Source organism: Amycolatopsis palatopharyngis (genome assembly GCF_003385185.1).
Classification (GTDB): Bacteria; Actinomycetota; Actinomycetes; order Mycobacteriales; family Pseudonocardiaceae; genus Amycolatopsis; species Amycolatopsis palatopharyngis.
In genome coordinates, this window is sequence record NZ_PQHZ01000098.1 from 1 (window position 1) to 7784 (window position 7784).

At 66.7% G+C, this 7784-nt stretch carries 7 protein-coding genes; all 7 read left to right on the forward strand.

The features are described 5' to 3' along the window. Positions 1 to 283 (forward strand): hypothetical protein (locus D0C15_RS33310; protein ID WP_211323417.1); only part of this gene is annotated, 283 nt, incomplete at its 5' end. A 410-nt stretch (positions 284 to 693) separates the two neighbouring features. Further along, positions 694 to 1056 (forward strand): hypothetical protein, encoded by a 363-nt coding sequence (locus tag D0C15_RS33320; RefSeq protein WP_245976515.1) that lies wholly within the window; start codon positions 694 to 696, stop codon positions 1054 to 1056. A gap of 212 nt (positions 1057 to 1268) precedes the next feature. Next, positions 1269 to 3281 (forward strand): KAP family P-loop NTPase fold protein, encoded by a 2013-nt coding sequence (locus D0C15_RS33325; RefSeq protein ID WP_116052025.1) that lies wholly within the window; start codon positions 1269 to 1271, stop codon positions 3279 to 3281. Then, positions 3281 to 4018 carry a hypothetical protein gene (locus D0C15_RS33330; RefSeq protein WP_116052026.1) on the forward strand — a complete coding sequence of 246 codons (738 nt, stop codon included), beginning with the start codon at positions 3281 to 3283 and terminating at the stop codon, positions 4016 to 4018. Before D0C15_RS33325 ends, D0C15_RS33330 begins: the two co-directional genes overlap by 1 nt. Then, positions 4015 to 5385 (forward strand): Qat anti-phage system QueC-like protein QatC, encoded by a 1371-nt coding sequence (qatC, locus tag D0C15_RS33335; protein WP_116052027.1) that lies wholly within the window; start codon positions 4015 to 4017, stop codon positions 5383 to 5385. The genes D0C15_RS33330 and qatC overlap by 4 nt, the downstream gene beginning before the upstream one ends. Then, positions 5382 to 6140 carry a TatD family hydrolase gene (locus D0C15_RS33340; RefSeq protein ID WP_211323418.1) on the forward strand — a complete coding sequence of 253 codons (759 nt, stop codon included), beginning with the start codon at positions 5382 to 5384 and terminating at the stop codon, positions 6138 to 6140. Before qatC ends, D0C15_RS33340 begins: the two co-directional genes overlap by 4 nt. 50 nt (positions 6141 to 6190) lie before the next feature. Further along, the gene (locus D0C15_RS33345) at positions 6191 to 7294 is read left to right on the forward strand and encodes an AbiJ-related protein (protein WP_116052029.1); all 1104 of its coding nucleotides are present in this window, start codon (positions 6191 to 6193) and stop codon (positions 7292 to 7294) included. The last annotated feature ends 490 nt before the right edge of the window (positions 7295 to 7784 follow it).

Here is a 7784-nt window from a genome sequence, read left to right on the forward strand (position 1 = left end):
ACTGACGCCTATCGTCACGGAGTTGAACGCGGTTTTGCGCCGGTGCGAAACCATCGAGCCCGGATCAACAAGTGCCCCCGACGTCGTCATGCTGCTGGCCACGTTGAGGTGGCCGCCGCTGCCGTCCCTGTTCGCGCCCACCGAGCGTCCGGACGAACCGGTCACCGCCGGGACCAGTATCGCCGCGACCGGCCCTCAGAGCCTGGAAGAGCTGATCACGCTGGTTGTCGATCAGCTCTCCGAGCGCCCGGACTCGAACCGACCACCCGACGCGGAGCGATAAGCGATCTCGAAGCCGGGCCGGTAGAACAGGCTGGCGACGTGCTGCGATCGAGCGTGAACGCCCTGTGAGGGAGTTGCTGGGTGGTCCACCGTCAAGTTCCATCGCTCGAACGTACGTGCGAACGAGTGGTATCTTGCTGGTCATGGACCTGCAGCTACTCCGAACTGCTCAACCGGACGGCAAGCTGGCGTACGGCCGCGACAGCACCGGTAAGCCTGTAGCCCTCTTGCCGGCCAGGTGCAAGCTGGGTTTGCACACGCTCGTCCCATCCGAGTTCCGGGCGGTCGTGCAGGACGGCGAGGTCCACATCAACTGCCCATCCTGTGCTGCCGACGGCGCTGACCACTGCTGGCGACTGACCACCAGTCGCCCCACTCCCGATCGTGCCGAGCTGGACGAGGAGACCTATCGTGACCTCGTCCTCCATCGAGCGCGGACAACACCGTCGTTGGCGGGTGTCCAAGGTGATCGATAGCCCGTTCACCACCTGGGAGGGCGACAACCTCCACGGCCGGAGGCCGGTGCTTACCAGGGTGTGGGTGCGCTTGGACGACCTCTTCGCTCGTCCACCTGATGCTCCCCGACATGTCATCGCGACCGGCTTGGACGTGGCCGGTCAGGTTCAAGGGCGACTCCACGGCCGTTTTCCCACCGTCGACGGCAGGTGGCTCGGTGCCGTCAACTACGAAATCTCATACGCCGACGGGCGCCGCGATAAGTTGCACCTCGTGGACCAGCTCGTTCCATTCTACGCACTGCAACGACGCGAGTAGGCCGCCGATGGCTAGGCCGTATGCCGTTTTGCACCATGATCGCAACGCATCGATCACACTTTAGTAACCGACGGTAACAGTACGTGGTACGCGCCGACATGTATGTCAAATGACTATCGACGCTAATCGCCGATCTATCCTCGATGTTCGCCTTCGGCCGACGGCCACCGAGGAGCGGAGAGTCAAACTGCCGCGTCGGACGGAGCGTTGCAATGTGGGCGGATAACGAAACCGAGGTTGATCTTCTCGGCTTCGACTTCCTGGTGGACACCCTGTTCGTGGCGCTCACCGAACCGCGGCTGCTCCCGCTGACAGTGGGTCTCCTCGGGGACTGGGGCTCTGGGAAGAGCAGCCTGATGCGGATCACCCGGCAGGAGTTGCTGAAGATCCGGAACGACGAGGGGTCGCCGTCACGTTACGTGTGTGTCGAGTTCAGCCCTTGGCAGTACGAGGACTATGACGACGTCAAGGTGGCGCTGATGACCACCGTGCTCGACGCGGTCGACGCACGAGTCGGCGGCGATCAGCAGGAACAGGTTTCTAAGCTCCGCAGATTCGTACAGGGTCTCGGCTGGTGGGGGCGCAGGGGCGGACGGGTCGCGGTGTCCGCCGCCCAGACCGCGGCTCCCCTCGCGATCCAGGCGATGGACCCGAGCATCGATCCACAGGTCCTGGACGTGACGAAGGCTGCGGTGAACGCGGCGACGAGCGAAGTCAACAAGCTGATGGAAGACCCCAAGGCCACGCAGGCCGCGTCGGGCAACGATACGGCTGAGGCGATCACGGACGCAGGGCGGTTCCGGGCAGAGTTTGCGAACGTCATCGCGACGTTGGAAGACGTAGACGCTGTGGTGGTGTTCATCGACGACCTCGACCGGTGCCTGCCCGAGACCGTGGTGGACACCTTCGAGGCGATCCGGCTGTTCCTCAACACGCCCAAGACCGCCTACGTCCTGGCGGCCAACCAGGCGGTTGTTGAGTCCGCGATCGACTCGCGCTATCCGCAGCTGCGGCGACCCGACGGCGCCGGAATCGGTGCCGACTATCTGGAGAAGATGCTGCAGCTCAAGGTGGCCATCCCGCCGCTGTCCGCTCCGGAAGCCGACACTTACGTCAACCTGCTGCTGGCCGAACTGCGCCTCGACAACGAGCAGTTCGCCAAGGTCCTGGACGAGACCCGCCGCCGCCGCGAAGCCGGCAACCTGCAGGTGGCGTTCAACGTCGGCTTGGCCGGAGCGGTCCTCGACGACGTGCCGCCCGCCTTGGTGCGCGACCTGAACTGGGCAGCCAGCATCACTGAGGTACTCGGGGGCGGACTGCGCGGGAACCCGAGGCAGCTCAAGCGGTTCCTCAACAACCTGCTGCTCAAGCACCGCAGCGCGCAGCGTCGGAAGATCGCCCTCGACCTGCCGGTGCTGGCCAAGCTCATGGTCCTGGAGGAACAGCACTTCAGCGACTTCCAGCGCCTGTTCGACTGGCAACTCACCGTGCCCGGACCCATCCCGGAGCTCGCGGCGGCAGAATCCATTGCGCGGGCCGGATCGGCCACTCCTGAACCGGAAGGCGATGAGGACACGGCGCGACCAGGCGAGCGCGAGACCGCCGACGAGTCTTCGGGCGCCCGCCGATCACCCGCCGCCAAGCGGGGGCGGAGGGCTGCCCAACAGCCGCAGATCGCCGAAGAGGTGCGGGCGTGGGCGGACAAATCGCACGTGCGTGCGTGGCTGCGGTTGGAGCCTCCGCTCGGCGAGGTAGATCTGGGGCCGTACTTCACCTACTCCCGCGACAAGCTCGCCTTCGGCGTCGCCGTCACGCGGCTGCCTCCCCACCTGCAGGAGCTGCTCGCCAGGGTGCAGGCCGAGGTCGCCGGTGTGCGGCGGCTCGCGTGTGACGAGGTCGGAAAGCTGCCTGACGACGAGCGGGTCCAGCTCGTGGAGGCATTGGTGGAGGTGCTGACGCGTCGACCGGGCGGTTCAGCCTTCGTCGCCGCGCTCGAACTCGCAGAGCGGGCGCCCGACACCCTGTCGGCCATCTGCGACGCCTTGATGCGGATCCCACCCGAGGCCGTCCCGCGTGGGCAGGCCGGGAACGCCGTCCGCCGGCTCCCCGTAGACAATCCGACGGTGTCGGCTCTGCTGGACCGGTGGGAAAACAGCGACGCCCCTGGCCTGAAGGGCGTGATCAGCACCGCGCGTCAAGCTCAACGACGCAGCGGTCGGCGCTGATGGGCACCTCGGCCGATCGCACCGCGGGCAGCGGCGGAGCGTGGACTCCGCTTAAACACGCGACCGCGTCCTATGTGCGCGGGCTTACCTCTGGATCTCCGAGCACCCGCACGTATGCCCAGCGGGTGCTCGCCCGCCACGTTCCCGTGTTGGGAGGAGCTGGCGGTGCTGCAGCCGGCGCCCGTGCCGGACGTAGCGGCGTCCAGCGCCTCGGCGCCTTGCTCGCTGGAGTCGGCGGAACCGGGCTTGAAAACACGCTGACCTCGCTGGGACTGGCCACTCTCGTCGGCCGAACCCGATTCGACGTGCTCGACGAACTGATCACCTTCATCGCCGGAGACGGCGACGACCTGGACTCCCAAGCCGCCCGCGACGCCGCGTGCGACGTGCTGGACGAGGTCTTCGGCGACGCCGATACGTGGACCGAGTTGACCGACACCGCCGAGATGACCGTCTCGCGGGAGAACCTGCCCACCCTGCTGGAAACGTTCCTCGCCCAGTACGTCTACAACCGGGTTCCGGTCATCGCCGAACGCCTCAGCCGCATCACCGATCCGCACGCCGTGCGCCAAGCCGACGAGGAAATGCGCCAGATCATCCAGGTCCTGGTCTCGCTACGCATCCCCGACGACCCCTTCACGGTCGACTGGGCCGGCCCGGAGGGACGCCAGATCGCCGAGGACACCGTCCGCATCTCCTACGAGGCCCTGCAGGGGCTGGACGGAGACGCACAGTGACCACCTACCTGGTGCGCGCGGATCTCACCGCCCCGGTGACCGAACCCGACGACGTCCGGCTGCTGGATTGGGCTCCTGGGCGGATTGCGGCCACGATCCAAACCGGCGACGCTGGCCCCGAGTTCTTCACGGGCTGGCTACCACCGCGTGCTGCCGCCGACCTCCTGCTGCTCGGCGCGGCCGTGTACTGCGCCGACAAAACCACCCGACGACGCGGCACGCCGGACTCCTGGACCAGGGACATCGCCCTCAAGGTCCCCGTCGAGTCCACCGCCGCCTGGCGAAACGCCGATTTCGACGCCGCACTGCGGTTTCTGACTGGCGACCACTGGGAGATCCAGCCCTACAACTCCAGCCAGCATCCCCTCGCCGGTATGGCCGACGTCTCCCTCGCCGAGCGGCCGATCGGACTCGGCGTCGACGGCGTGTGCCTGTTCTCCGGCGGCCTCGACTCACTGTGCGGCGTCATCGATCTCCTCGAAGAGGACCCCGAACGACGGCTGTGCCTGCTGTCGCACCACGAAGGCGGACAAGCATCCACCGCGCAACAACTTCTGCTCGACGAACTCGGCGAACACTACGGCGCCGAACGCATTCGCTCCCGGCGCCTCTACCTACGTCCCGCACCCCCGAACAACCACCAGGCCCGGCCTCTGCCCCGGCCACGCGAGAACACCACCCGGTCCCGATCCCTGCTCTTCCTGTCCGCTGCCTTGGCCCTCGCTGCCGCCGAAGGACCGGCCGTGCCGGTATATGTGCCCGAAAACGGCTTCATCGGGATCAACGTGCCGCTAACCCGAGCTCGCGTTGGCAGCGCGAGCACCCGCACGACACACCCACACTTCATGCACCTACTCGCCACGGCCAGCGCCGCAATCGGCGTATCGAACCGCGTGATCAACCCGTACCGCCTGCGCACCAAGGGCGAGATTCTCGCCGAATCCCGCAACGCCGCTCTCCTGCGGCGCCTAGCCCCGCTGAGCGTCTCCTGCTCCCACCCCGAGACCGCCCGCTACGTCGGCCGCAAGCAAGGCAACTGCGGATACTGCTTCCCCTGCCTGATCCGCCGCGCCTCGCTGGCACACGTCGGATGGGACGACGACGAGTACGCCTACAACGTGTTCGCCGAGGACGACTCCACGATCCTCCTCAACCGCCGCAGCCGCCGCGGAGCCGACCTGCGCGCCGTAATCGTCGGAGCGTTCGCGGATCGACCGGATCGCGACGTCCTACGCAACGGCCCGCTCCCACAATGCGAACGCGCAGCCTTCACCGGGGTCTGGCGACGTGGACTCGCCGAGCTCCGTACCTGGCTCGCCAGCGGAGCCCGCGGCCCACTGGCCGAGCTGGTGGAGTCTCGATCGTGACCACCGCAGTACTGACCGACACCCACTGCCATATCGACGCCTACGACAACCCGCTCGCCGTACTGGATGACGCCCGCGCCGCAGGCATACACGTGGTTGCGGTGACCGAGGACCCCGGCAAGTACCGCCTGCTGCGCACCCGCCTCGGCCGGCGCGACGGCGTCGACGTCGCACTGGGCTTTCACCCTCTTCGCGCAGGAGCAGCATCCCCTCACGATCTAGCCCGATTTCTCCGGCTCCTGCCGCAGGCCACGTGGATCGGCGAAATCGGACTCGACTTCTCTCGCGCCGGAGTCGCAACCCGCAAGCAACAGCTTCGCGTGTTCGAGGCCATCTTGGCCGACCCACAGGTGCGATCTCGACCTGTCACCGTCCACAGCCGGGGTGCCGAGCGGGAGACCATTGCCCGACTCGCGCAAGCGCACGTGCCAGCAATCCTGCACTGGTACACCGGGCCACTGGCCGCCGTCGACGATGCACTCAATGCAGGGCTCTGGTTCTCGATCAACCCGGCGATGGTCCGGTCGAAGAAAGCCGTGCCGCTGCTCCAACGGCTTCCGCCGGAACGCGTACTGCTGGAAACCGACGGCCCCTTCGCCCGCTCCGGAAGCCGCCCAGCCGTTCCTTCCGATCTGCTCGGAACACTCGATCACCTGGCACAGCTTTGGGCCATGACGACCGGTGAGGCGCGGAAGGCGGTCGCGAACAACGAACAGCGACTTCGCTGCACCGCCAGCGAGCCGCCGCCAGCCTGACTGACGACCTACTCACCGCCTGCAGCCGACGCCCAGGAGGCACCATTGCCATGACGAGCCGCATCACCGACGTCACCCGGCGACGCCTCATCGAGGGGCTCGCCACCACGGCCTGGTACGGCGTGCTCAACGAAGTCGAGTTCCTCGGGCGCTTCTACGACCTCGACACGCTGCCCACCACAGATTCCCGGTCCACGCAGTTCCCCACGGCGCGCGAGGACATCATCCAGCACTGCATCGCCAACCTGGACTGGCCCGACGACTGGATCTTCTACGACGAGCGGTTCGGCTTGGCGGACAACGACGACGCGCTCCTGCGATTCCTGGCCGAAATGCTGCACCCGGCGGTCCGGACGAACCTGGCCGAAGTCGAGCAGCTACACGACTTCCTCAACCAGACACTGGTTCACGACGGCTACGAGATCGTCCAGATCGACGCCATCAGCGGCACACCCGTCTTCGCCGGCCGCAGGATCGGCGCTGGTGTGCCCGGCTCGATGAAGAACCTGATCTTCGCCGCCGACGGCCCCAAACCGGAGATCGTGTTCACCGATGCGCTCAACAACGACGTCCTGGTGATCAAGAACGAACAGTTCTGCCTCATCTACGACCGGCCGCTGGCGGCGCATGGCCTCACCTGGGCCGACCTGACCAGCTGGTGGGCTGAGCACGAAGGGCTGACAGCGGAACCTGCACGGGAAGTCTCGCGGAGCCTGTACCGGCGGCTCGACCGCTCACTTGGCGACAACGACGCGGAGCGGCGGATCCTGCGCACGTACGCTGAGCGCTACGTCCGGCTTGGCGATGACATCCCGGCCCTGCTCCCGCAGGTGTACCTCCACTACGACCCGTACACCCGAGCACACCACGTTCCCGGTGCGGCGCCCTTGCCCCGCCAGCGCATGGACTTCCTGCTGCTCCTGCCGCATCGAATCCGCGTCGTGATCGAGTGCGACGGACGGCAGCACTACGCCGACGAGGCTGGGCGCGCTGACTCCCAGCGGTACGCTGAGATGGTCGCCGAGGACCGTGAGCTACGACTGCGCGGCTACGAGGTCTACCGCTTCGGCGGCGCCGAGCTCATTGATGGCTCGGCCACGGACAAGCGGCTTGCCGCGTTCTTCGACCGGCTCGCCGAGCGTTACTCCACCTGACACGTCCCTTTTGGCCGGGGTGACAATCTCGTCGCACCGCCACGCGAGCCTCGGATGATGCCGTACAAGCCGTACGGCTTGTAGTCGCAATCCTTCGATCTTAGTCATCGCGCGCACAAGGTGGCGGCCCTGACTGAGTCGTGTCGTACGGGACGTGCATCCTGCCGTACGTGGGCGTTCTGCTGCTGATCCTCACCTTGTCTGGAAGAGCCACCGGTCTAGCTCTTCCCGCAGCAGCTCCTTCAGGGCAGCAGGCTCGTCTGTGTGATGAGCACCGATTCGGATGGTATGCACGCCACAGCGATCCCAGTGCCTGTCACGGTCGGCGTCGTCGGCCTTCCGCGTGGTGCCGTAGTGGTGCGGTGATTTCGGCAAGCCGAATTGGCCCCGGTTCGGCATTCTGAACTGGCCCCGGCGGCTGGGTTGCGGGATCGGTCGGCATCTTGATGTGGCCCCACCTGCCGTCGTCGGGCGTGGGGCGGCACTCTGA